Here is a 22,133-nt window from a genome sequence, read left to right on the forward strand (position 1 = left end):
CACTGCACGTCGGAATATCCATAAGGCAAGGAAGTAGAGATCATGGCACGGGCCCGTAAGACCACTGAGCCGATCACCGCTCTACGCGTACGCCAACAGGGACGAATCCCAACTAGCGGTCAGGCATTAGATGCCGATATTTGGCCGAACAACCCCCGAGTCCACACAATGACCGGCGTTCTCGGGCAGCCGTTCATCGCCGCCGGAATCAGGCGCCACTTTCAGGAATTCTGGAAGATCGAAACAGGAACGCAAGATCGCATCGTTTACATACTTGGCACTCTTGTCGAACATTGTCGCCGGAATCTCGTAGTACATTTTTGAGCCGAGGGAGAAGCTCCAGAACCCACCCGGATAGGTGGGCACCGTTGCGCCATATACCCCGATTATTGGGAACAAGCGTTCGAGATTATGTACAGTTTGATTCATAACTTCTCGATGGAACAATGGCGATTGACTTTGACAGACCATCAAGCCGTCCCCCTTCAAGGCATGATGCACATCACGGTAAAAGCCGTACTCAAACAGTCCCATAGCAGGTCCGATGGGATCCGAAGAGTCCACCACGATCACATCGTAGCAACCCCTCTTCGTCTTGATGAATTCCACACCGTCGGCAAATATGAAATTCACCCGTGGGTCCGACAAATTACCCGACACGGTGGGCAAATGTACTCGGCATGCCTCCACAACGAGCTCGTCTATTTCGACCATGTCGATCTTCTTGACGCAGTCATATTTCGCGACCTCACGAGCCGCTCCACAATCTCCACCGCCCACGATGAGAACATGCTCCGGGTTGGGGTGGATCATCATAGGAACGTGGGTGATCATTTCGTTGTAGATGTGACCATCCAGAGATGTGGATTGCACCACTCCGTCCAATACCAGCATGCGCCCGAAGTCATAAGAATCCAATATCATCACATGCTGAAATGTAGAATGACCGGCGTAGATCACTTCTTTGATGCGATAGCTGACCTTCAGATTATCCCGCTCGTCTTCCACCAGCCAGAAATCGCTACCGACCTGCTCCAAGAATTCCAGCTGCTCGTTCACTTGAATATCAAACTCCTTCGATGGTCGAACTCGGGCACTATCGCCCTCGTGGATACATGCAATACACGAAAGTCCAGCTGTCGAAATTACTGGCACAGCCTGCAATGGCAGTCGCCATGCACCGTTACACTCGACTGCCTTCTCAACGCAAAAATTTTGAATCCGCGACCTACGACCTGCAGTGATAGAGACAAAGCATCTACCACCACAGAGACGCCAGTAGCGGACCTTGCATTGATGTTACGATCACTGCCCCGACACCCGTCGACACGATTTCGATACGACTTCACCGAACGGGCTCCAGCCTGTACAACAGTACGCGCTTCATACCAAAATGACGTTCCGCGAACAGCGGCAATTCCAGTTTCAGTTGGCGCACCGCTGTCGGGGACGCACATCTTCACGTGAACTGTGTTGTTCAGCAAACTTACGTCAAAGCGTGAGGGCTAGGCCTGTCAACTTTGACGCCTCTGACTCATACCCCGACCGAACCCGCGAATCGGGCGGCGTTACGCTTATCCTCCAGGCTGGCTCCCGCACGGTAGCGTGATGCATATACAGACCTTATACTGCTGGCTTGCGTATAGCAAGGGACTGAGATGGCAAGAACTGACTTCGGCCGCATCGCGTGTTCGATCGCACGCTCAGCGGCGATCGTCGGCGATGCATGGGCACTACTGGTCGTCCGCGATGTCGCTGTTGGGTTGCACCGGTTCGACGAGATTCAGCGTGACCTCGGCGTGGCGACCAACGTGCTGAGTGATCGCCTGCAGCGCCTGACCGACGCCGGGGTCCTGCGCCGGCACCGGTATGAACAGCATCCGGACCGGTTCGAGTACCTGCTGACCGACAAGGGGCGTGACCTAGTACCCGTTCTGCTCGCCTTAATGGCGTGGGGCGATCGCTGGGAAGCGGATCCGGACGGGCCACCCCTGATCCTGTATCACCATGACTGCCACCACATCACTGAGGCCGCTGTGACCTGCGGTCAATGCGGGAACGACCTGACAGCCGATTCCGTCGAATACCGGCCTGGACCCGGCGGACGCCACGCGCCGGGCACCGCGATCATTGGCACTGTACTCACGTCCCCGCCGATCGAGTAGAACTGAACCGGGCACTCGATGCGCCGTCCAGGCAGGCGGCGGAAGGTTCACGGATGAAACGGTCCTGCCTCGACCGAACCGCCGGTGATTCGGACCCAATAGCAACCGGGTTGTTCATACCGAGGCGAGTTCCGGCTGGCGAGGAGCATCTGAGGCCGCGGCCGCGCGCTGGCGAGTTTCGCGAAGCGTGCCTATCGCAAAAAAGAACACGCCGCAGACCACCCAAACAGCGAGAACCAGTAGCGGCTTGGTTGCGCCCGCACCATCGAAGTAGGCGAGGCAGCGCAAAAGGCTGCCGGTGGCGCCGGGCGGGAGCAGTTGACCGAACGCACCCCAGCCAGCTGGAAGCATCTCTGGGGCGCTGGTGAGTCCGGACAGAGGGTTTCCGAGGAATATCAGCGTGAGCGCGCCGAGGGCAAGACCGACGTTGCCGAAGGCGGTGCGCATCCCGAGGATCATCCAGCAGGATGCGGCGATGCCAAGCGCAGCCCCCGCGGCCGTAATCCAGTAATTGCCGTCGACAGCCCCGAGTCCGTATTGCAGCAGCGCGGTCAGGGAGGAGCCGCCTACCAGAGCAAAGCCGATCGAACCGACGACTCGTTGGGCAGTTCCTTGTACCAAGAACAGAAGTAGTATCGCGCCGATGTATCCGCCCAGCGACAGGGGTAGTGCGCCTGCGCTCAGCCCCGCGCCCTTGGGGTCGTCCGCTGGAAGCGGCCGAACATCGGTCACTTTCACGTCGTTGCCGAACCTTGTCGCCGCTTCCCTGAGCAGCGCCCCTACCGCAGGACCCGCGGCGGAAGCCACCATCAGCTCTGGGCTTCCACTGGCTGATGTGTTGATGGCGCCATACACATCCCGGTCGAGGATGCGCGCCCTGGCGGCGCCAGCGTCAGAAACGACAGTGATGTCGAAGGCACCCGGGTAGGCGCGCTCCAATTGCTGTTCCGTTTGCTGCGCGCCCGGACCGGACACGGCGAGGGGCAGTTCATGTGGCTTGGAATTGATCGCTGGCAAGGCGAACGCCGAGAGCATGCCGATGAGCAAGGTCGCCGTCAGGCAAGTGACGAGGAATACCCGACCCCAGGGGCTTGTAGGTGCGGATGGTGTACTCATGCCGCCTTCCAATAAGAAACGATACGTATACTAAACGCGATGCTAAGCTAAGAGCGATAAGAAACGCAACGTTCTCTGCAAGGTAGGTAGATGCCCCCCGTCACTCGCCGCCGCGGCCGAGACCTGGAGCGGGCCCTTCTCGACGCTGCAAGGAAGGAGCTGACCGCAGTCGGGTACCACGGCCTCACCTTCGAGGGGGTCGCCGCCCGGGCCCACACCAGCAAGCCGGTCCTCTACCGCCGCTGGCCCACCCGGGCGGAGCTAGTCACCGCCGCACTTTTCGACGTGCTCCCTTCAGACGAGGAACCACCGGACACAGGGTCACTGCGCGGTGACGTCATCGCCTTGCTGTATCGCGGACGTGAGCGCTTCACAGCGATCGGTGCCGAGGCGGTCTGGGGCGTCATGGCGGAGAGTATGCGGGAGCCGGCGCTAGCCGAGCAGCTGCGAAGCCGCGTAGGTACAGCGCTGTATCACGGTGTCCTACGCCGTTTGATCGACCGGGCCGACGAACGAGGCGAGATCTGCGCGGGATCGCTCCCGGACCGCGTCGTCTCACTGCCGACCGACCTGGCTCGCAGCGAGCTACTCGTTCATGGTGAGCTAACCGACGACGCGGTGATATCTATTGTCGACGAGATTTTCATGCCGCTGGTCACCTCACTTCAGCCGGAGGGTCGGGCAGCTTCTCCTCACAGGGTGGTGTAGACGGCGCTCGGCGATGGCGAACGCAGCGGAGACCTGCAAGATCGACGAAATTCTTGTTTGGCCGTAACCATGCACCAGTTCGACGAGCAGCCGCACTCATCCGGAACTCGGCAGATCGGTCGATCGTCTGACCGTACGTCGGCCGCGCACATCGTTGGCGGCGATCACATGTCGAGTCGCCGGTGTGGTTTCGATGTCCTACAGAATCATCTGCTGGATTTTCACGAAGTGACCGACAGGACCAGTATGGGCATCCCAGTCGAACGCGGTGCCGAACTCGTGCACGGCCCGAACGTCTCCACCTGGCCGCTACTGCGCCCCGCCGGTATCGATACGCACCAATGGAACGTGGAGCGGTGCCGCTTCAACCCGGGGAGTGCGTGGGTCAGCCAGCGCGCCTAACAGTTCTGCAACTTCTCCCAGAGGCGGCCCACACTGCGGACCCACTGCCCGCACCTCTGCCCGGAGAGACCGCAGCCAACCACCTACAGCGTCTTGGAATTTCGCCGCAGAACTACCCTCGCACTGCTGGTGATCGATACCGACAGTGAACAGTTTACGAAAATGCCCGCCGAAGAGATGATTGAGAACCTCGCAACCGCACTCAGCGCACCGATCAACGGCCCCGATCGACGACGGCTACACTGACTTCTCCGCGATCGGTGGGTACGACACAGTAATCGAACAGGTAGCGATCGGGCTGGACATCCGGAAGAAGCACGAGGTCACCATGGTCTGCCATAGCCGCAAGGGCGTCGAGGTGCTCGCGGGCGGTGAAGTGTTCCCCGGGAAGAAACTCGTGGTGGCGCTCCCGGCCGCCAGGCGCGGCAGGGGACGATCCATTTCGACGCGCCGCTGCCAGAGACCCTGCGCAAGTAGTTGTTCGGAAGTCGCCTACTGCCGGTGTACAAGGGCCTACTCGAATTCGCGGCACCGATCCTACCGGAACCGTGGGATCTGATCGAGGACTACTCGGTGAATCCCCCCACCATGTGGAACGGCTCGGTGGACGAGCCCGGCTATTGCGGCCAGGTCGTGGTCGACTGGGCCACCGGAGACGCGGCAAGTGAACTGCTGGCCCTGCCCGAGAATCAGCGACTCGCCGCCTCCCTGGAAACTGGCCGCAGGACAAGTACGCCTTGGGCGCCTACCCCGCCCCCAACTCGAAACAAGACGGCCTTTACGAGCCGATCGATAACACCGTCTTTGGGCCGGTATGGTCACCAGTTCGATCCACGAGTCCTACAGCACCGGCCTCAATGCCAGCTCTGCTGTGCTGCGCAGCCTGTGAGCGCATGCGGCACAACGCAATTACGTTATCCTGAAAGCGCCCTCGCCGACGTCCCGGTGGGTGGCCGGGCCGCAGTCATCCGGGTGTGGGTTCGGCGACTCGTCTCCCCCACAGGACACTGCTGCGTTGCGTTTCGTGAACAAGTGCCTGGTGTGGTGGAACGCTACCAGCGGCGGACTGTTCGTCTGATCCGGTAGGTGCGCGCAGTGGTGTGGAAGCTGGCCGGACGGGCGGCTACGCCGCTGCCGACCTAGCTGGCGGTGCGTTGGCCCGCGATACCGCCGTCCGCCGCATCGGCCGGCACCGCGGGCGCTGTGCGGGGACAACTTCGCGCTGCGCTACCGAAACCGTTACGACACAGTCCTGATCGACGCCGTCAGGCACTAGCGGATCGACCTGCTGCCTGACCGTAGATCCGAGAGACTCAAGACGTGGCTGCGTGAGCATCCCGGCGTCGAGGTCGTCGTGAGCGACGGGTCGGCCGCCTACTCCGAAGCGATCCGGCGCTCTCTGTCCGCCGTGACCCGGGCTTGCAATCGGTGGCATCTGCGGCACGGGCTGACACGAGCGGTAGAGAAGGCAGTGGCCGCCCACGGCCGATGCTGGACCGAAACGACAGGCTCGGCCTCGGACTCAACACCGTCAAGCGTTACGCCCGTGCTCGCGAACCCGATCGGCTGCGCCGTCCACCCCGGATACCGTGGCCGCCTGGTCGACTCTTGCTGCGACCACCTGCGTGCTCGCCGGGCCGCCGAACCCTGCGTCGCGGTTCTGCACCTGTTCCACGAGATCAAAGCCCTTGCCTGCCCCGGCAGCATCAACCTGCCGCACGATACCCGTTCCTGCGCGGCCTCGACCAGGACCACGATGCTGCGATCACCGGGCTCACCTCACCGGCCCGCTCGGCCAGCGTCCACCCGTTCTTACGCTCGAGCCCCGCGACCAGCCCGGTCACGTACTCCCGGGCCCGGCCCCGCGGCTCCGACCGCGTGAACCGCCCACCGATCCTCTCGTGCAACGAATCCAACTCCGCTGCAACAACATCCACCACCACACCAGCAAGCTACCGAACCGACTGCCGTTGCAGTACTAGTCGTGAGGCCTTGCTTGGGCGGTTTCGGGAGGAAAGACTTGTCACCGAAATCGGCTGGTGATATCGCGACCGATGATCTCTTTCATGATTTCGGTGGTGCCGCCGTATAGTGTCTGCACCCGGGCATCCCTGTAGGCGCGTGCGATCGGGAACTCGTTCATGAACCCGTAGCCGCCAAAGAGCTGCAGACAGCGCGTCGTGACCCGCTGCTGGAGTTCGGTGACCCACCACTTGGCCTTCGACGCCTCGACCATGGTGAGGGTGCCGTCGTTCAGTCGCAATATGCAGCGCTCGATGTAGGCACGGGTGACATCGATCTCGGTCTCCATCTCGGCCAACTGGAAGCGGGTGTTCTGGAAGTCGCCGATGCGCCGACCGAACGCCTTGCGCTGGAACACATAGTCCAGCGTCCAGGAAAGAGCAGCCTCGCAAGCTACCATGCCTCCGACGGCGATCGAGGTGCGTTCCTTGGGTAAGTGCTGCATCAAGTAGAAGAAGCCCTGTCCTTCCTCGCCAAGCAGATTCGATTCTGTTAGCCGGACGTTTTCGAAAAACAGCTCAGCAGTGTCCTGACCAAGGAGGCCAAGCTTGTCTAGCTTGCGGCCCCGCTCGAACCCTGGCATGCCCTGCTCGACCACAAACAGACTGAACGAGCCTGCGCCCGCACCTTCCCTGGTCTTCGCCAGGACGATGACGAGGTCGGCAAGAATACCGTTGCTGATGAACGTCTTTTGCCCGTTCAGCACCCAACTATCTCCATTCCGTTCGGCGTTGGTGCGAATGGCTTGCAGATCACTACCTGCATTAGGCTCGGTCATGGCGATGGCACCGACAAGTTCGCCGGTGCCACAGCCCGGCAGCCATCGCCGCTTCTGCTCTGCACTTGCAAGGTCGAGAAGGTACGGCAGCACGAGGTCGTCCTGGACAGCTAGGCTCATATTGAACGATGTCGCCGCGATTGCAGCAGTCTCCTCGGCGACGACCATGCGGTAGCGCCAGTCGGTCTCCCCAGCGCCTCCGTACTCCTCGGGAACGGAAAGGCCAACGATCCCACTCTGCCCGGCCGCGGTCCAGACAGCCTTGTCGATGAGGCGCTGCTCTTCCCAGGTGTCGTAGTAGGGAGCAACCTCACGCTTGAGAAACTTCCTGACGCTGGCGCGGTAGGCATCGTGGTCGGGGGTGAAGAACGGCGATAGCATGACTGTGTCACCTAGAGCTTTCTCTTGAAGATCGTTTCTGGTCGTGGTCGTCGGGAGCCGACAGACAAAGTCGATGGCGGCCCGGCGCTCGCAGGTGGCGCATTCACTTTGCCCAGGCGATCACTTCGGCCTCGATTGTTGGACACCTCGCGCTTCAAGCGCCATTGCCTCGGCGTCCGAGCGGAGCATCTTCGCAGCGTCCAGCGAGAGCGCTGGACCCGACGCATGCGCTCTTGCAGTTCACGCGATCAGACATTGCCAGCGCAGATGACGATCACGTCGTAGTCCTAGATCGAGCACTCTCGACTCATGGGCATGCGGCCGCCTGGATGTCCGGACACCGCTCGACCCTATGCATCGCGAGCGCCTCGCCGCATTGCGCCGACGCACCAACACTATCGAGTCGACGATCCTGCCATCCTCGCTGTACACCGGAGAGACGCAGCCGGTGACGTTCACCATGGTCACAGATCACACGCCCTGTGCGCCCGAGTGGTCGCCATTCTTGACGTGTCCTCCGCCTGCGTCGAGATGAACAGCTACGCTGTGCGTTCGGTTTCCAGGTTCCTGCGGTTCGTAACGGCATGCTGATCAGCATGGCTGTCAGCCGCGCAGCGCTGAGGAGAGGACGCCGCTCACCGTTGTCCAGCGCGGCCGCTTAGCGAAATTGGTCAGCCGTTCAAGAGTGGTGGTAGCGGTGCGGTTGGTGACGAACCACGGCGGCTTAGGTGTGAGGGTGAGTTCGCCATGGAGAACTGACCGAGGTGCGGGTCGGAACGGCCCACGCAGCACAGTGCGTTCGGGTTCGTCGATGAGAAGTGCGTTGTGCACAACTCCGATCCCGCTCTGAATATCGGCGAGAGTATGTCCGGGGAACGCACCCCAAGTGGCGCGGGCGGTGAGATATCCGATGCCTGTCCACGCATTTATAGCGATGGTGCCGTATCTCAGCTGTGCTACGGCTACATCGAACGCGGCGCCGAGGACCTTGATGCTGTGGGGGTGAGCGACAACGTTGATACCGAGAGTGCCTTCGAGTTCGTCGTTACAGACTCGGACGGCCTGGCTGAGGAACTCTTCTTCGGTGCCCGGCAGCTCGAGGATGCCGAGCACCGGCGCGAAGTACTCTGTGCACAGGGCAGGTTCGGTGCGGGTCGGCTGCAGGTGTTCGATGAGTATGCGATCGGTGTGTGGGCCGATCACTTCTGCATGGCGATACTCCGAAAGTGCGCGGGCGACGCGGTCTGCCGCTCCAGGGTAATAGTCAACGCGCGCCGGTGTTCGCTGGATTGCACGGCGAAGTTCGTCCAAGAACTGCCGTTTCTGCGGCCAGTTCGCGCTGATAATGGCCACTTGAGCAGCGATGCAGTTGTAGCCGTTGTTGTGCAATCGATGGGTTGCGACGTGTTCGGCTTGGTATCGCAGGTCTGAGGTAGACCATTTACCCGGAAGAACGACTGTCGGAGAGACACCTCCGAGCTCGCTCGTGATCGGCTTGGTCAGCAGAGGTGTCGCGTTGGCCTTACGAATGGCGCCGTCTTGACCGGCACCGAAGACGATTGTGTCGTGAGTCGCGGCGCTGCCGGTGATGTGCACGGCCGCGACGGCGGGGTGCTGTGTCAGCTCGGCACCGATTCGCGGTCCACCGGTCAGGATCCGCATGAAATCCTGGTCGATCGCTGGTGCAAAGATCTTTTCCAGTACCGGCAGGAGCGGATCGGCGATGGGGTTCAATTTGATAACTACCACGCGGTTGCCGGCGTACATTTGATACAGCGCGTCCAGAGGTGCGATGGAAAATATGTTGCCGGCACCGAGGACGACTGCGATCCCGTTTGTCTGTTCGGGGAAACGTTGCCCCAGGCCGGCGCGTGCGCGCATCGATGCCGCATCCACACCGGGTTTCGACCACACCTGCGCTCGGAACCCGTTGAGCACCAACCTGTCGAAGCGATCATGGGGAAGCACCTCGACTGCGGTACGACCACCGGGCGCCGGAAGAAATCGACAACCGTCGAGAGGGCTGCGTTCTTCCTCAAGCTTCCGCACACTCTCGGCGAGTGCTGCTGTTCCGGTCATCAGCGGATACGGTCCGGTCGACCACTCCTCACCGACCAGCGGTGAGCCTGCGGGAAGCCCTTTGATATCCGCGGCGATCTCGACCCATTCGCGTGCGTACGCGGCGGTGCTGGTGTGTATCTGTTCGAGTAGGCCACGTCGTTCGGACAAAGTAGTCGTCGCCCAGACGTTTTCGCCTCGGCGCAACGCTGCCAGCGCGGTAGAGACCGTCGCTTCCACGCTTGAGTCCATCAGAGATCCTTACTGCTCGCGCGCTTCGATGCACAACGGGGCACTGTGCATACCAAGATCGACATCGGTGCTCGGACAGGCGACACACGAGTGGGTGTCACCGAACTGGCTGTCGGGCAGCAGAAGCCGTGCCTCTTCCGCAAGGTTGGCACTGCCCGTGACGACGCGTATTCGACACCAACTGCATTCACGCGAGCGACACGCCACTTCTGGCCGGATACCGTTATCCTCCAGACCGTCGAGCAGCGCGCGAAAGGTGTCGACCACCTGGCGCGTTGCGGCCGCATGGTCACGACGGTGGAGGATGCGGTCTTCGATCTTCCTGCGAATGTCGGCCGAACCATCGCATCGTTCGGTGAGAGGGTGTTTCATCGAGCACTTCTTTCAACTTGTTTCGGTGCGCAGCAGGCGCCGAGCAACACGGGCTTCAGGTTCGAGGGTGCGCTGGAAGCCGCCGATGCCGGCCCAGGATCCGGCCGGATGGAGCCCAGCAAAATGCGGTTCGCGTTCACTGTTGCAGGACAGGCAACCTCTGGTGGCATCTTGGTCGCAGCCATAGATGGAGCCGCCGGGATGACCGCGACAGCGCAGGGCGGTCATCGAAGTAGCGGCATCGGCTTCTTCGTTGGAATGGGACATAGCCGTATCGCATGCACATGTCGCGTGGGCGGCAGCCGATCGCCACCCGAATGACTGATCCAGCTCATGTCGTCGCTGCGCGGCTGGCTTCCAGCTCTTTGAGATTTTTCCGGAGGATCTTGCCGGCCACGGATCGCGGTACGGAGTCGATGAATTCAACCGCACGTACTCGCTTGTGCGGTGCCACACGTTCGGCGACGAAGTCCATTACTTCCGCGTCCTCGAGCCGTGTATCCGGCTGCTGTACAACAAATGCCTTCGGATGTTCTTCACCGTCGGCGTTGCGTACTCCGATAACGGCCGCGTCTGCAATCGCGGGATGACTCAGCAGTACTGCCTCAAGCTCAGCCGGTGGTACTTGGTAACCCTTGTATTTTATCAATTCTTTGAGACGGTCGACTATGAATACGACCCCTTCGCTGTTCACTCTTGCCACATCTCCGGTATGGAGAAAACCGTCCTGGTCGATGACTTCGACTGTTGCGTCGTCTCTGCCCAGGTATCCGGCCATCACATTGGGGCCTTTACAGCACAGTTCGCCGGGCTGGCTCAGCCCCTCTGCTGGAGGGTCGATTTCGTCACCGGTTGTGAGATCGATTAGCTTGCACTCGATATTCGCCATTGTGAGGCCGATTGATCCGTGCGGAATGTCATCACGGTTTTCCGGGATGCCGTGACTAGCCGGGCTCATCTCCGTCATCCCGTAGGCCTGCCGTACGCGGCAGCCCAAGCGGGCGGCGACCGCGCGACCGAGTTGCTCATCGAGGGCCGCCGCGGCACACAGGATGGTCCGAATGCTGCTGAGATCGAAACTCTCGATCATGGGATGTTTGGCCAGAGCGACGACGATGGGAGGGGCCACGTAGAGATAGGTGCAGCGCCAAGTGGCAACGAGCGTTAGGAAATCCTTTAGATCGAATTTGCTCATCGTGATGATAGTTGCCCGACGATGCAGGCCAGCGTTGAGCAGCGTGTTGAAGCCGTAAATGTGGAAGAACGGCAGCACAGCAATGATGTGATGCCCAGGTCCGACATCCATCAATGGTTCGAGTTGACACAAATTGGCAACCAGGTTGCGGTGCGTGAGCATCACACCCTTGGGCTTCCCCGTAGTTCCGGACGAGTACGGCAGAAGAGCGATGTGAGTCGCGGGATCGATAACAATCTGCGGTACGGGGCTGCGGTCAGCCAACAGGTCCCCCAGCGACGGGTAGCCCTCCGAGCCATCGACCACGATAAGGCGACCTGCAACGATCCCTGCCGCCTCGGCTGCAATCGCAGCTTGCGGCAGTAGTGCAGACATCGTGAATAAGAACCGTGCCTTTGAGTCGACGAGCTGATTAGCGATCTCCTCAGCGGTGTATAAGGCATGCACCGGGGTCGCGGTGCCACCGGCCCTTAGGATGCCGTGAATAATCGACGCAAACTCTGGAACATTGGGCATGTGCACTGCCGCCACATCTCCGACTGCAAGCCCCCGAGTAGCCAAAGCGCCTGCGACAGAATCGATCTGATCGATCAACGATCGGAAGGAGATCGTCGCTCCGGTCCCGCCGTCGATGAGTGCGGAGCGAAGGAAGTCAACCTCTTCCATCCGCCCGAACAAGAAGTCGTAAACAGTCGAACTGGGGATCTCAACGTCAGGGAAGGGGCTCTTGAAGCTCAAGGTATCGCTCCTGGTTGTCGTGACTGCTTTGAAATCATGGGTGCTGTTTACCCACACCTAAGGGTGTGCTGCGATTCCCAGGTACAGCGTGGGCTCAGCGCAGCTGCGACATCTCGAACCGCGTTGCGTGTGCTATGCGGCGTCGTGCAACCACATCGAGCGCTCGCCGCCAGCGATGTATCAGCATTCACTGTCGGGTGAGTCACATCCGAGGTCAGCATAAGGCCAACAAGCAGTCTAGACAACTAGTTGCTTAGCCGCTTTCGTCCACGCCTGACTGTAAGACTGTCGGCACACCTGACGCGCCGACGCCTACCACCGACCGACTTGTCGCCACCGCGACGTGTCGTCGCACGCCATAGGCTCCGTTACCAGGGGAGAGCCTAGGCGCATGCGTAGCGTCCCCCTCCGTGCCCAACCGGCCATACAGGTGCGCATAGGGTGCGCTTCCTCTGGACGTGCAGGCAGCGGTATGGTATGAGTTAGACAACAAGTTGTCTAGACGAAAGAGTGAGTCAGCGCTCCGCTTAGTCGCTTCGACAGCGTCGGCCACGACGGCCGCGCTTGCAAGTTCGCGTCCTTGCGCGCTCGTGCGCCCGCAGCGATGAGTAAAAGCTGCTGGCCCGGCGGTCTGAAACGAATTGCCTCAGATGTTATCTGCGGGCCAGAGCAGGGCGGGTTCGTTGTGAAGAAACGAATAGCAAAAGGAGTATGTGAGACGTGTATCACCGCATTGTTGAGCAAAAGCTGAGAGCTACATTCGGCGACGTCAACCGCGGCAATTACATCCCCGTGGTGAATGGGTTCGCGGAACAGGGTCTGCACTGGTTCTCCGGCACACATGCACTGAGCGGAGAAAGGAGTGGGCCTCATGACATAGCTCGATGGTACGGGCGGCTCGCCCTGCTGTTTCCGGACCTGACCTTCACCATCGTCGAGGTGGCGGTCAGGGGCTGGCCGTGGAATACCACGGCAATGGTCGAATGGACCGACAAACTGCATGACCGTAAGGGTGTCGAATTCACCAATTCAGGTGTGCACGTAGTCAAACTGCGCTGGGGTAAGATCGTATCTCTCCGAATCTACTGCGACACAGCCCGACTGGCCATGGTTCTGCGCACGCTTGCCGAACAAGGAGTCGAAGAAGCCACAAAAGAGCCGATAATTTCGAGATCGAGGAATTAATTTGCGATGAAAACTTTAGCCGCATTAAAGTCTCAAAGCCTCAAATTGCGAGCGTTGGGGGCACTCGCCTTCGGAGTGTTCTGCAGCGCGCCGCTACACCCGGCAGCAATAGCACACCCGCTTGATACGCCGAGCGATATATCAAGCATGATCGGCGCTGCAACGCTCTACATCCAATCCCTCGTCACCCATAACGCGGAGAACGTCCCCCTCGCACCTGATGCCTACCGGGTCGAGAATGGGTTCGTCACCGGTATTTCTGCTGAAGATATCCGGACGCAGCTCGATACTGGGCCGCAGTACAGTGTCCTGACAGGTATTCGCAGGCTCACTTGGCCTTCGATAGAAAAGGATAGCGTCACTGCGGACTACTATCTCGACACTTGCGGGCCTGTTGTACCCGTGCAATTTCTCACCACACATGTTATTGAACACTTCACATTCGATGCCAGTGGTCAGATCAAATATATCGAAGCCTCCCTTACAATACTTCCAGGGCATGCAGAATAGCATCAGAAGTGCGACCGCCTCGAATAAACGAGAGCCCGCCTCACGACGCCTGCTGCTACATAAACCTCTATTAAGGATCAACTCGATCGCCTCCCAGGCCCCCTCAGGCACCAACTCCTGACGAAGGTCTATGCAGCGTATGAATCGTGACTACTTTGCTATCGCTGCGCCCAGAGCATGGGCCGCCCTATGGGCATGCTTCAATTCGGAGGGGCCCGGCCGGGAAGCTCGAGATGACCCAGGTGTGGCGTAGATGATCAGGCTCGGCTTCCGTTTGCACGGGATCCATAGTTGCACCGAGTGATACCGAGTCGAGTCAATTGACGTCAGAGACACATGATGTATTACCTATTCAAAAAGTATTTGCTTAACAAGAAAATTGGGCTATGAGTGAACTGACGTATCCGCACTTATTGAAACCACTCGACCTGGGCTTCACCACATTGCGCAACCGCGTTCTGATGGGGTCGATGCACGTCGGCCTGGAAGAGGCGCCTAATGGGTTCGAGCGTATGGCCGCGTACTACGCTGAACGGGCCCGCGGTGGCGCCGGCCTGATAGTCACAGGCGGCTTTGCGCCCAACGAGGCCGGCCGACCCGCTCCGGGCGGGGCGATGCTGATCAACCGTGAAGGGGTCGAAAAGCACAGGGTTGTCACCGACGCAGTTCATGTCGCCGACGGCAAGATCGCCCTGCAGATCCTGCATTTCGGTCGCTACGCCTACCACCCCGACCTGGTCGCTCCCAGTGCGCTGCAGGCGCCGATCAGCCCACACGTGCCCCGCGAACTGACTGACGCTGAGATCATGCAGACCATCGATGACTATGCCCGCTGCGCGGCGCTTGCCAAAGAGGCTGGCTACGACGGTGTGGAAGTGATGGGTTCCGAGGGCTACCTCATCAACGAGTTCATCGCCCGTCAGACCAACCATCGCACCGATCGATGGGGTGGAGCATACGAAAATCGGATTCGCTTCCCGATCGAAGTCGTGTCCCGGGTCCGCGAGGCGGTGGGGGAAGAATTCATCATCATCTACCGGTTGTCGATGCTCGATCTGGTACCGGGCGGGTCGACTTTTGATGAGGTCGTCACCCTGGCCAGGGCCATCGAAAGGGCAGGAGCAACAATCATCAACAGCGGCATCGGCTGGCATGAGGCTCGAATCCCAACCATCGCCACCTCGGTCCCCCGCGGCGCATACGCCTGGGTCACCAAGAAACTGATGGGCGCCGTCACCGTGCCGCTGGTCACCAGTAATCGGATCAATACTCCCGATAAGGCGGAAGAACTGCTCGCCAATGGGTATGCTGATATGGTTTCGCTCGCCCGGCCATTCCTTGCCGATCCCGACTTCGTGGCCAAGGCCGCTGCTGGAACGCCTTACGCCATCAACACCTGCATCGGGTGTAATCAGGCATGTCTCGATCACACCTTCTCGTTGAAGATAACATCCTGCCTGGTCAATCCACGCGCGTGCCACGAGACCGAACTCGTGCTCGTGCCCGCCGAACGGAAAAAGAAGATCGCCGTCGTCGGCGCCGGACCGGCCGGTCTCGCGTTCGCTGTGTCAGCGGCGGAACGCGGTCATCACGTCACTTTGTTCGACGCTGCCGGTCAGATCGGCGGCCAACTCATTGTGGCGCGCGAGGTACCAGGCAAACAGGAGTTCGATGAAACGTTGCGCTACTTTCGGCACCGACTCGACGCAACCGGGGTCTCTGTGCGCCTTCGTACGACCGTCAGTGCCGATGATCTCGTCGCGGGCGGATACGACGAGATCGTACTGGGCACGGGCGTCACTCCACGCGTTCCCGATTTGCACGGCGTCGGCCATCCGATGGTGCTTGGTTACCTCGACGTCCTGCGCGATAAGAAACCGGTCGGCGAGCGAGTAGCCATCTTGGGTGCCGGAGGTATCGGATTTGACGTAGCTGAGTACCTCACCGGTTCGGGCGCCGATACTAGCCGCGACATCGCCGCATTCCTCGCAGGCTGGGGTGTCGACGAAGAGCTCAGCGTCGCCGGTGGCCTAATGCCACCACATCAGCGCCAATCCCCCCGCACGGTTACCTTGCTCCAGCGCAAGACCAGCAAGGTCGGAGCCGGGCTCGGCAAGACCACGGGCTGGATCCACCGAACAGAACTCAAGCATCGCGGTGTGGATATGATCGCGGGTGCATCCTACGATCGCATCGACGACGATGGTCTGCACTTTCAAATCGACGGCCGAAAGGCGGTACTTGCCGTTGACAACGTCATCTTGTGCACCGGGCAGGAGCCCAACCGAGACCTGCATCGACAACTCGAGGCACGCGGTTGCACCGCGCATCTGATAGGCGGCGCCGACATTGCCGCTGAACTGGATGCCAAACGGGCCATAGACCAGGGCACTCGGCTTGCGGCAGCTCTCTAACCACTTGCGGGCGTTGTATGGTGAAGGCGGTCAGCCTGCGGCAGAATGAGTCGATATCGGAGTCGCGAATAGTTCTGGTGTGTTGATATCACCGATACGGACACATGAGGCGCGACAACACCGATACCTTAATCAACAATCAAGGTCGGATGGCAACATCCCGTCTCGACCGCCCTGGAACAACGGCGACTTCGAGTCGTTCATCGCAGGCTGCGTCACGCAGTGGGTCACATTTGCAGCCATTGACCAGCCGGATCTACGCCCGCGTCGTAATCGGCGATTCAAGAACGACCACAACTAGCGGTACCGGCCTTCGGCACTAGGTCCTTACCCCGGCCAAGTACATTGAATCGAACACTCCGGACGCAAATACCGGGCGACTGCATCATCGGCGCGGTCACAATGACGACCTCAGATGGGTAGAAAAAATATTGATTATTATGCTACTTTAAAATCATGGCACTACGCAATGCAGTTCTTGCTCAACTCGTTCACGGCGAGGCTTCCGGTTATGAGTTGGCGAAAGGATTCGACGCCTCGGTTGCCAACTTCTGGATGGCTACACCGCAACAGCTGTATCGAGAACTCGATCGCATGGCAACGGAAGGCCTGATCGATACGCAAGTGGTTCAGCAGGACCGCAGGCCGAACAAGCGTGTACACACTATGACTCCGGCGGGCCGCGAGGCGTTGCACGATTTCATCGGCGAACCAACGAAGCCGAGTGCGATGCGTGACGACCTGCTCGTTAAGGTCCACGGGATGGACACCGATGACGTATCTGCCGTCCGGGCTGCTGTCACCGAGCGGCTGGAGTGGGCGCAGGGCAAACTGGATCGGTACGAGCGATTACGCACTCTCATTCTGGACGGCCGGACCGAGCAGGCGTATCTCGCCGAAGCAGACCGTATAGGGCCCTATCTCACCCTCCTGCGAGGCCTCACCTTCGAGCAGGAGAACGTTCGTTGGGCTGAGTTCGTGCTGAAGGTTCTGGACAGGCGCAGCGTCCAACACTTCTAAAAATGTCTGTCGGATCTCGCAGGCAACTACGCAGGGGCGGGGCCGAGCGAGCCTAGGAGTGCTTTGTTAGGTGCTCGGAGATGTGTTCTGCTGCAATGGTGTTGCGTAGGAGATCGATGCGGTCCGACCGGTGATCGATGAGTTCGCCGGGGAGCTGTTCGCCGGGTTCGCCCGACTGGACCGTCGGGTCAAGGGGCAGCTGTATCTGCGGAGCCTGCTCTTGGACAGTAAGCGCAAGTCGAAATAGCCCATTGCGGCACGGCTCGGGGTAGATCATCAGCAGCTGCAGCAGTTCGTGACCACCTCGACCTGGGACCCCACCCAGGTCCGCGCCCGGCCGACCGGGCGAGCGGCACGGTTGGTCGACCCAACGCCCTTGTGGTTGACGACACCGGGCTTCCGTCCGGCGGCGCCCGGGCCGCCACCGACCCGGGCGAAACCGGACAGATCGCTGCCCGCGGGCGCAGTGCGCGATCCCTGACCTGGCCAGGTAACCCTGCGGGGCCTTCGCCGGCACCGGTGCGGTGGCGGAGGGCTGATGGACGCGATCGAGGCGACAATCACAGCTGGCTTGATTGGCACCGGGACAGTCGGGCAGCTTCATGCGGCGTGCGGGTCTGGTCAGACGCTGGTCGTGGCCGAGTGCGCGCGGTGGCTCGTGGCACCCGGCGGGGTGGCCGTAGCGGTGGTGCCGTTGATCGCCCTCACAGATACCCTTTCGGTCGGGTCCGGCCGAAGTGTCGCGATCGCGGTGTGCAGCGACGACACGGTGGCTGCCGACTCGGCGGGCCACGCCGCCAACGTGGACACCACGGTGAGCACCAATGTCCCGACACTCACGGAATGTGACTCGGCCGCGGTGGTGACCGCGTCGTGGTGTTGACGTACGTGTCGGCGGACCGCATAGTCGGCGCTTTCGCCGAGGCCGGTCTGATCGCAGACCTTCTGGCGGCATCTGAGGGACTTTCGGATCGTGGTGATTGGCGTCGTCGACTCTCGGATGCGGAAAATGCTGAGGGACAGAGACACTGCATGTGTGGATCGACCCGGGGCACCCGAGCTGCGGACCGTGTGGCTAGGCAGGCGGATTCTGGCGTCGATTCCAGACGAATTTGAGCGTCATTGGGTGCCTCGAAGGGCCCTCGATCCATACGAAAAGTAGCGTCACTTGCGCCGGCCGTCGATTACGGCTCCGGGCCGAGATACGGCTGGGATCGACAGGTCAACCACCTCAGCGCAAGCACAGCGGCAGACTCTTCTCCACCCAGTTGCAGGTGGCCAGAGTGTGGATCATCGCCGGGTCGACGTTCGGGTTGGCCTCGAAATAGGAGGCCCGCAACGATTTTTCGCGGGGCACCGGGCCGCGCGGATGCGCCGCTCGCTGCGGCGGCGGGCGCGGTCGTCGCACTCGGCCAGCAGCAGTTCGGCCAGAAGAGACCGATACGACATCTGTTCGCGTTCGGCGGTGTCGGCGATCTCGGCGAACTGCTGAGAGATCAAGGGCAGTCGCAGCATCCGGCATGCCTGATCGATCGAGGCGTCGGCGGCCTGCTCGGTCATTCCGCGGCGCCGGGGCGTGCTGGAAGTGGTGGTCATGAACTGGTTCCTTCTGCGGGTGGGTAGGGGCGACGCAATAACTGGTCGTAGACGGCCACCGACGGCAAAGGCCTGGAATCGGGCGGCAGTTGCGCCACCCGGCGCACGGTCAGCGACGACACCGGATTGGGCTAATCCAGCTCCACCGGCAGGCGCGGTGGCTCCGTGTCGCGATCTTGCGGGGTCTCCAGCGCCACAGCGTCGGCGCTCAGCGCACCGTCCTCCAACGCGGCCCTCAGCCCGGCAATGACCTGATCGGGAGGCATGTGTCGATGCAGCAGTAGCACCTCGATGAGGGCGCGGTTGCCGTCGCAGTCGCCGTGTGCCTTGCGGGCCGCGGCTCTCCACGCGTGGTGAGCCGCAGTGAATCGACCGGCCGTGCGCGCCTGCTCCAGGGCTGTCGCCCCGGCCAGCGCGCCGGGCTTGCGTATGAGCCCTTCTCTGCCAGGTAATAATCAAGATTCATGCGGTTCTGCCCCTTGCCCGCGATGCGTTCGTGCTGGGCGACCTCGGTGCGGCTGTCGTAGCCACCAGCGTGGACGCGTGCAACAGCACCCGCACTTGACGGCCGATCAACCGGATCGGCACGCTGTAACGATTGGTACGAACCGTGATCAGCGAATACCTGTCCACGCCCGGGGCACAAACCGGTCTGGAATTCCTCGTCCGGCAAACGCTTCAGCAACCCTCTTTCGACCTCGAAATGCTCCCCGACCGTGCGAGCCGGGCACCGACACGACGCGCATCATCGGCGTAGTCGAACTCATCGATCAACGCGTTCAGCTCATCGACCGAGTCCACGCGAGGCACCGGCACAAGGAGGTTGCGGCGGAAGAGCCGATATCGCCTTCCAGACCGCTCTTCTCGTGAGCCCCGGGAGTTCTAGCTGGCAGTAAAAGACATCGAGATTCCAGTGGGACCGGAACGCCGTCCACCGATCTGTCTCAACCCACCTCCGCGGCAGCCCGATCACCCGCGCGACTGCCGCGTTCAAGTTGTCGTAGCGGACCTTCCCGAACGGTACCCCGCCCAACCGCAGCAACGCGTGAACATACCCCTCGAAGAACGCTTCCTGACCACCCGAGGTGGACATCCGGTGAATCGCTCTGCAGAGAACGAAAAGAGAACAAGAACATCTCGATCCTCTCACCGCCAAGCTCGACGGTGACTTCCTCGAACTCGAGCTCGGCTTCCTCGCCACGACGGTGCGTCTGCGAATGAACACCTCGGCCGGGCCGCGACCGGCAGCAATACGGATTTCCGGTTGCCGTATCGACACGTATCCGCGCACCGTCTCGTAGTTGACATCGACCATCCGATGCTTGTCGATCAATCGAGCGAAGATCCGCCGCACCGCGCGCCACTGCTTGCGCGGCGCATCCAGATTCGCCACCAGTGACTCGTCGATGACCGGCTTGAACTCATCCAGCTTCGACGCCCGCGACGGATACTTCTTCCGCTCGGCCGGCCACGCCGCCCGCACCGTCTGGTACCCGACGTTCTACTTAAGCCGCAGATCCCGACCCGACATCCCAGCCCGAGAGTCTGGCCAAATCGCGGCCTACAGCTCACCTCGGACTGACGCGGCGACGGCAACGCGGCTCCTACGAGACAGGTTCCAGCCCCTCAGACAGCGCATACAGCACGTTGCGGCGCAACCTACCACCATCACGACCAGGTGAAGCCGAAATTCGTCTGTACCAACATCTTCGGATCACCAGCGATGTTCAGTGGTCAAGCCGATGCTGCCGGCGATCAACAGCAGCATGCCCAAACAGGTGGACGGCCGGAATGCCCGCTTCTCACATGCCTGGGCTGTTCGGCTTCTGCCAGACCAGAAGGTAACGCCAGAACAGGAGTCGTCGAACCCGCACGCCAGGCAGTACCGCGGCGGCCTGGCGGGCGACCTCTCGGGTGGTCAGCGGCGGATCCATGACGACGGGCATGGTCGAGCTGGTGGAGTCCTTCGCGAACCCGCTTTTGCTTCCCAGCAACCTTCCCGACAGGAACACCACCCCAAGCAGGCGGGAACCAACTGTCGCGACGATCTCAACAGGCAGTTCCCGGCGCAGGTCCGGTCGAGGCAGAGCAATGGCAGCAAGGACCCCGCCAGGCCGCAGCGCAGGCGCGAGTACCGCCAGTGCATCCTGCAACGGCATGTGGTGCAGTGCAGTGATCGAGAACACCGCGTCGTAGTCCTTACCCGGCAGCGAGTCGGTCAGCACATCAGCGAGAACGCAGTTCACGTTACTGGGGGTGCGGCGCTTCGCCTCCTCGATCATCTCCGTGGAGCGATCGACGGCGTCGACCTGTTCAGCCCGTTTGGCAAGTCGAGCCGCGAACGCTCCCGCACCACAGCCGACATCCAGCACCCGTCGGCAGTGCTGCGGCATCCGGCGGAGAAGCAGCCGGTGGTAATAGGCGTTGTGATCCCAATCAAGCACAGCCAGACCCTACCCGGCAACGCCGCTCGCGCCCTCTGGCACCCGCCTCGGACGGAGCACACAAAACGTTGCGGCGCAACCTATCACCATCCCGACCCTGAGACGTCAAAATTCGCCTGTACCCACATCTTCATATCAGCAGTGACGTTCAGATCCGCCTGTAAGTGATGTCGTAGATGACCTGTGGAACCAGACCGTGGTCGCCCAGGCCATCTGGTCAAAGCGGCGCACACCTACGGGCTGCGCCGCACTCTGGTGTTCACCACCGTGTCAACGCGGCCGCCCGAATTGGCGCGGTCACTGGCCGGCGTGGTCGATCGTGTGCCCGCCAATCAGCGCCCGCCCGGTCCGCTGGTGTCCTGGCACGTGCACGGGCAGCAGCCGATCGAATTCCGGAAAGGGATCATGGATCACCTGCGCGCCCCGACGAACGGTGGCTGGTCGGTTGTGACGAACGTTCGATGTCCGCATGAGGGCATCGACGTCCCCGCAGTCGACTGCGTCGTGTTCGCCCTGCCGAAACGGTCCCCGGTGCATGTCGTCCAGGTTGTGGGACGAGCGTTGCGGCACCCGAAAACACCGCCGACATCGCCAGAGTGATCGTGCCGATGGTGGTCCCCGACTATTCAATTATCGGATGCAGCCAAAAACGGCAGCTCAGCGCGCCCCGCCTGCGCAGTCAGCTGGGGGCCGACCACCTGTAAGCGGATGCCATACGGATGACTATGCCGTGAAGATGTCGGGGTCGCTCCGGCCAGGGAAGGTGACTTCCCGGCC

21 protein-coding genes and 2 pseudogenes are annotated in these 22,133 nt (G+C 61.1%); 10 read left to right on the forward strand and 13 right to left on the reverse strand.

All coding sequences use genetic code 11. From position 1 onward, the window contains the following. Window positions 1–126 precede the first annotated feature (126 nt). Window positions 127–1,059 (reverse strand): polyamine aminopropyltransferase, encoded by a 933-nt coding sequence (speE, locus tag ACFV2O_RS31040; protein ID WP_379255033.1) that lies wholly within the window; start codon window positions 1,057–1,059, stop codon window positions 127–129. A 599-nt stretch (window positions 1,060–1,658) separates the two neighbouring features. Here speE and ACFV2O_RS31045 point away from each other — a divergent pair. After that, a complete protein-coding gene (locus ACFV2O_RS31045; protein ID WP_379255035.1) occupies window positions 1,659–2,165 on the forward strand; it encodes a winged helix-turn-helix transcriptional regulator in 507 nt (168 codons plus the stop codon). A 114-nt stretch (window positions 2,166–2,279) separates the two neighbouring features. Here ACFV2O_RS31045 and ACFV2O_RS31050 read toward each other — a convergent pair whose 3' ends face one another. Next, window positions 2,280–3,281, reverse strand: coding sequence for a hypothetical protein (locus ACFV2O_RS31050; RefSeq protein ID WP_379255037.1), 1,002 nt, complete (start codon window positions 3,279–3,281; stop codon window positions 2,280–2,282). A gap of 90 nt (window positions 3,282–3,371) precedes the next feature. Between ACFV2O_RS31050 and ACFV2O_RS31055 the strand changes: the two genes are divergently transcribed. The 3 genes and pseudogenes from ACFV2O_RS31055 to ACFV2O_RS31065 form a co-directional block, all read left to right on the forward strand. Then, window positions 3,372–3,989: a TetR/AcrR family transcriptional regulator gene (locus tag ACFV2O_RS31055; RefSeq protein WP_379255038.1), complete on the forward strand. Its 618-nt coding sequence runs from the start codon at window positions 3,372–3,374 to the stop codon at window positions 3,987–3,989. A gap of 228 nt (window positions 3,990–4,217) precedes the next feature. Further along, complete coding sequence (locus tag ACFV2O_RS31060; protein ID WP_379255039.1) at window positions 4,218–4,391, forward strand: hypothetical protein; 174 nt, start codon at window positions 4,218–4,220, stop codon at window positions 4,389–4,391. 1,288 nt (window positions 4,392–5,679) lie between these two features. Continuing rightward, a pseudogene (locus ACFV2O_RS31065) lies at window positions 5,680–5,850 on the forward strand (transposase); the annotation flags it as partial. A gap of 72 nt (window positions 5,851–5,922) precedes the next feature. Here the strand turns inward: ACFV2O_RS31065 and ACFV2O_RS31070 are convergent. From ACFV2O_RS31070 to ACFV2O_RS31100, 7 genes and pseudogenes are all read right to left on the reverse strand, one after another. Further along, entirely contained in the window at window positions 5,923–6,111 is a 189-nt protein-coding gene (locus ACFV2O_RS31070; RefSeq protein ID WP_169332755.1) for a hypothetical protein, read from the reverse strand. 49 nt (window positions 6,112–6,160) lie between these two features. After that, window positions 6,161–6,334 (reverse strand): annotated as a pseudogene (locus ACFV2O_RS31075) (IS701 family transposase); the annotation flags it as partial. Window positions 6,335–6,414: 80 nt separating this feature from the next. Next, window positions 6,415–7,572 (reverse strand): acyl-CoA dehydrogenase family protein, encoded by a 1,158-nt coding sequence (locus ACFV2O_RS31080; protein ID WP_379255041.1) that lies wholly within the window; start codon window positions 7,570–7,572, stop codon window positions 6,415–6,417. 603 nt (window positions 7,573–8,175) lie between these two features. After that, window positions 8,176–9,882 carry an aldehyde dehydrogenase family protein gene (locus ACFV2O_RS31085; RefSeq protein WP_379255043.1) on the reverse strand — a complete coding sequence of 569 codons (1,707 nt, stop codon included), beginning with the start codon at window positions 9,880–9,882 and terminating at the stop codon, window positions 8,176–8,178. Between the two features lie 9 nt (window positions 9,883–9,891). After that, window positions 9,892–10,254 carry a 2Fe-2S iron-sulfur cluster-binding protein gene (locus ACFV2O_RS31090; RefSeq protein ID WP_379255045.1) on the reverse strand — a complete coding sequence of 121 codons (363 nt, stop codon included), beginning with the start codon at window positions 10,252–10,254 and terminating at the stop codon, window positions 9,892–9,894. Between the two features lie 12 nt (window positions 10,255–10,266). After that, window positions 10,267–10,521: a hypothetical protein gene (locus ACFV2O_RS31095; protein ID WP_157171078.1), complete on the reverse strand. Its 255-nt coding sequence runs from the start codon at window positions 10,519–10,521 to the stop codon at window positions 10,267–10,269. Window positions 10,522–10,585: 64 nt separating this feature from the next. Then, the gene (locus tag ACFV2O_RS31100) at window positions 10,586–12,187 is read right to left on the reverse strand and encodes an AMP-binding protein (protein ID WP_379255046.1); all 1,602 of its coding nucleotides are present in this window, start codon (window positions 12,185–12,187) and stop codon (window positions 10,586–10,588) included. A gap of 720 nt (window positions 12,188–12,907) precedes the next feature. Here ACFV2O_RS31100 and ACFV2O_RS31105 point away from each other — a divergent pair. The 5 genes from ACFV2O_RS31105 (at window position 12,908) to ACFV2O_RS31125 (ending at window position 18,199) form a co-directional block, all read left to right on the forward strand. After that, window positions 12,908–13,372, forward strand: coding sequence for a nuclear transport factor 2 family protein (locus ACFV2O_RS31105; protein ID WP_379255048.1), 465 nt, complete (start codon window positions 12,908–12,910; stop codon window positions 13,370–13,372). Window positions 13,373–13,378: 6 nt separating this feature from the next. Beyond that, complete coding sequence (locus ACFV2O_RS31110) at window positions 13,379–13,882, forward strand: hypothetical protein (RefSeq protein WP_379255050.1); 504 nt, start codon at window positions 13,379–13,381, stop codon at window positions 13,880–13,882. Between the two features lie 386 nt (window positions 13,883–14,268). Further along, complete coding sequence (locus ACFV2O_RS31115) at window positions 14,269–16,296, forward strand: FAD-dependent oxidoreductase (protein ID WP_379255052.1); 2,028 nt, start codon at window positions 14,269–14,271, stop codon at window positions 16,294–16,296. A 456-nt stretch (window positions 16,297–16,752) separates the two neighbouring features. Then, on the forward strand, window positions 16,753–17,316 hold the full coding sequence (locus ACFV2O_RS31120; protein WP_379255054.1) for a PadR family transcriptional regulator: 564 nt from the start codon (window positions 16,753–16,755) through the stop codon (window positions 17,314–17,316). 538 nt (window positions 17,317–17,854) lie between these two features. Beyond that, entirely contained in the window at window positions 17,855–18,199 is a 345-nt protein-coding gene (locus ACFV2O_RS31125; RefSeq protein ID WP_379255056.1) for a hypothetical protein, read from the forward strand. Window positions 18,200–18,606: 407 nt separating this feature from the next. On the opposite strand, the gene ACFV2O_RS31130 is transcribed toward ACFV2O_RS31125, so the two are convergent. The 4 genes from ACFV2O_RS31130 to ACFV2O_RS31145 all read right to left on the reverse strand — a co-directional run bounded on the left by ACFV2O_RS31130 (window position 18,607) and on the right by ACFV2O_RS31145 (window position 21,356). Then, window positions 18,607–18,912 (reverse strand): ATP-binding protein, encoded by a 306-nt coding sequence (locus tag ACFV2O_RS31130; RefSeq protein ID WP_379255057.1) that lies wholly within the window; start codon window positions 18,910–18,912, stop codon window positions 18,607–18,609. 462 nt (window positions 18,913–19,374) lie between these two features. Then, entirely contained in the window at window positions 19,375–19,545 is a 171-nt protein-coding gene (locus tag ACFV2O_RS31135) for a hypothetical protein (RefSeq protein ID WP_373281169.1), read from the reverse strand. Between the two features lie 151 nt (window positions 19,546–19,696). After that, window positions 19,697–20,395 carry a hypothetical protein gene (locus tag ACFV2O_RS31140; RefSeq protein ID WP_379255058.1) on the reverse strand — a complete coding sequence of 233 codons (699 nt, stop codon included), beginning with the start codon at window positions 20,393–20,395 and terminating at the stop codon, window positions 19,697–19,699. A 319-nt stretch (window positions 20,396–20,714) separates the two neighbouring features. Then, a complete protein-coding gene (locus ACFV2O_RS31145) occupies window positions 20,715–21,356 on the reverse strand; it encodes a class I SAM-dependent methyltransferase (protein WP_379255059.1) in 642 nt (213 codons plus the stop codon). A gap of 183 nt (window positions 21,357–21,539) precedes the next feature. Between ACFV2O_RS31145 and ACFV2O_RS31150 the strand changes: the two genes are divergently transcribed. After that, window positions 21,540–21,956 (forward strand): helicase-related protein, encoded by a 417-nt coding sequence (locus ACFV2O_RS31150; protein ID WP_379255060.1) that lies wholly within the window; start codon window positions 21,540–21,542, stop codon window positions 21,954–21,956. The last annotated feature ends 177 nt before the right edge of the window (window positions 21,957–22,133 follow it).

It is taken from the genome of Nocardia sp. NPDC059691 (assembly GCF_042733915.1).
Classification (GTDB): Bacteria; Actinomycetota; Actinomycetes; order Mycobacteriales; family Mycobacteriaceae; genus Nocardia; species Nocardia sichangensis.